This is a genomic window from Ruminococcus sp. (assembly GCF_045129435.1).
Classification (GTDB): Bacteria; Bacillota; Clostridia; order Oscillospirales; family Acutalibacteraceae; genus Ruminococcoides.
In genome coordinates this window covers 1-3,016 of record NZ_JBGVJL010000128.1, presented here as the reverse complement: position 1 = coordinate 3,016, position 3,016 = coordinate 1, and the positions used below count along the sequence as shown (strand labels likewise).

Below are 3,016 nucleotides of genomic sequence, written 5' to 3'. Positions count from 1 at the left end.
AGGCAAGCTGTATCAACAACATTCCAACGCTTTTTATCAAGAATACAGTTGCGAATAGTGTTAAATACAAGCGGAATATCCGTTCCATGCTCGTCCTCGGGAAGTGGATCAAGACTCGGGATTTTCAGTTCAAAAATCTGTCTTAAATATTCAATCAAAGTAATATTAATCTGTGTTTCTTCCTGTCTGCTTCTTAAAAGATAGCCCTTGTTATGTGAGCTTTTAACAAGCTCTACAGGAATCATAATTAGAGGTGCATATCGTGGTTTTTCCGAAAGGTCACTTTCATACCACTTTAAAAAGCCAAGTGCCAAAAACAGAGTATTAGAGCCGTTTTCTTCAATACTTGCCTTTGTAGTTCTGTAAATATTCTTGAGTGTTTTCTCAAGTTCTTCGGCATGCATTACCGCACAAATTCTCTTGTTTTTAAATTCTTCGCTTGCAATGTTTGTGGCAAGATCGTTTTCATTCTCAATTTCATAAAGTCTTGCATCTCTTAACGACATTGTCCATTCACTCGGCAATTCTCTTATTGCAAATGAAACACCGTCAGCAAGGCTGTCCTCAAGTGTTGCAAGGTCATGAGTCAGAAGCGGCAAAGCATTTTTAGTAACTCTAAAATTGAGAAGTGAGTTTCTTAGGCTGAAATCAAGCAATTTTCTCTCCCACATTTGTATTCTTGAGAGCGAACCTGCTTCATAATCAATTACGCCAACATCATTTCTGTTAAGCTCCTTTGGTGCGACAGCCTTATATTCTGCTTCCGCATTTGTGACATCTCCATTACCCTGAATATGATCGTTTGTAATCTTCTGAGGGATAGGTCTTAAACCGCCTGCCCTCGCTCTTTTTACATCGACAGCACAAATAAAGCTTTGAGAATCAAGCAGATTATCCTTGCCGTGCTTTAAAGCTCTTTCAAAATCAACATTTTTTCCTGCTGTAAAATCCGTACATTCAACAAGCAAAATATCTTCATTTCCGCTTACAGTACGCTTGTCAATAGCTGAAAAATCATCAATTACGCAATCAGCAAAGGTTTCTTCTTCAAGACGACAACCGCAATAAGCGTGACCGTTTTTCAACATTATCAACGGATTAAGACCTGCCGCTTCAAGACAGGACGCATATGTAACAGTAAGGTCAATGCAAGTACCCTGCTTATTTTCAATTACGGAATACGGCAGACGCACACGCTGACCTAATTTTTCAAAAGTCGCCGGTGCAAGATTATAATTGATATTACAGGACTGTAAAGCCGCATAAATAGCCGCCATCTGCACTTTTACCTCATCAGGATTGTGTGTAATATATCCGGTAATTCGAGGTTGTTTGCCCCACTTAGTCATATACTCGGTTGCCTTTGAAAGAATACCTGCAATATCAGGATGATTAGGAGTTACAAAAGCTGCAATCATCTCCGGCATAATTAAACAGCCTGTCCATTGGTCATAAGCAAGCAAATCAATATTTGCGGTTCCGTTGCTAATAACTTCTTCACCGCACATTATTTCAACACAAAGCTGAGCAACCAGTCTTTCTGTAAGTGAAAACAGATATTCTGTAGATACTATTATATTAACAGGACTTACCTCTACCTCAGCATTCGCCGGCAATACCTCAATATTGTGCAAATAAGGCTTTGCAAAATCAGGTTCAAACGAAATTTTCACCTTAATATCGTGCAATTCCTCATCGCTGTTATTTTTTATAATCACACTGCGAACAAGCGGAACATAGTTTTGCTGCATTGCCAAATTCATAGCACCAAAGGTTTCCACCTGAAAAGTTATTTTATCATTCATAAGCAATCCTCCTGCTTAAATGCATTAATATTGTTATTATAACAGATTTACCAATTTATTACAATATTTTTAGATTAAATATATTCTTTTTGCAGTTAAATAATAATATAATCAAACTAATTAGCAATATATAAATAAGTTAAATAAATTTGTTGCATTTAGAAAGTTTATTTGTTATAATTAGATTGTATAAAAATACCCGGAGGCAAATATGGATTTTTATAAATATAAATGCCCTGTATGTAACAATCAGTTCAAAGAGGGCGATGATATAGTAGTTTGTCCTGAATGTGGCACACCGCACCACAGAGAATGCTGGGAAAAGGAAAACCATTGCTTTTATCAGGATAAACATTCAGATGGATTTTCGTTTGAAAATGACAGCTCAGCAGATACTTCAGCAAATGGCAACAACGAAAATTCTGATGGCGAGGTAATCTGCAAAATATGCGGACACCCAAATGACAGCACACTTTTTTATTGTGAACATTGCGGCGCACCTCTTTTAAAGGACAATACACAGCAAAATAATACTGCCAATAATCCTAACAGTCAGACTCCGCCTGATTTTAACGGTTACCCTTTTGGTCAGAATCCACAAAACGGCAGTATTCCTTTTATAGCATTTGACCCAATGGCAGGCTTTAAGGCAGATGAAAAAATTGCTGATAATGTAACCGCCGGTGAGGTTTCAATATTTGTAGGCAAAAACACAAATTACTTTATGCGTGTGTTCGGCTCAATTTTAAGAACTAATAAATCACGCTTCAGCTTTGTTTCGGCAATTTTGCCCGGTGCATATATGCTGTACAGAAAGATGTACGCAATAGGAATTTTTATTTCTGTAATTGTTGTTGCCTTGCTTGCAGGTACATTGATTATTCAGACAACACCGCAGTTTACTGAGGCGTATAACATTTATATGGATAATTACACCGCAGTTTTGCAGGGCGGTTACAGCGGTGCAAATTTCAGTGATTTATTCAGCGGAATGACATCTACAAATATTCTTTACTTTGTTATCCCCTACATTCTCGGAGCAATCAGATTTGCCATTATGCTCATCTGCGGTTTCAGAACTAACAGAATGTACTACAAGCATTGCATAAAGAAAATTTCTTCAATCAAAAACTATGCAAACAGCTTTGACAAAGAATCAGAAGAAGAATCACTTAAAACAAAAGCAAAAATCAATGAACAAATCGAAAACA

General features: G+C 37.1%; 2 protein-coding genes. One reads left to right on the top strand and one right to left on the bottom strand.

Annotated features, from left to right (window positions below):
- Positions 1-1,805: DUF4011 domain-containing protein (locus ACJMMI_RS06290; protein WP_405354354.1), on the bottom strand; the 1,805-nt coding region annotated here is incomplete at its 3' end.
- Between the two features lie 211 nt (positions 1,806-2,016).
- On the opposite strand from ACJMMI_RS06290, the gene ACJMMI_RS06285 reads away from it, so the two are divergent.
- Positions 2,017-3,016: RING finger protein (locus ACJMMI_RS06285; protein WP_405354353.1), on the top strand; the 1,000-nt coding region annotated here is incomplete at its 3' end.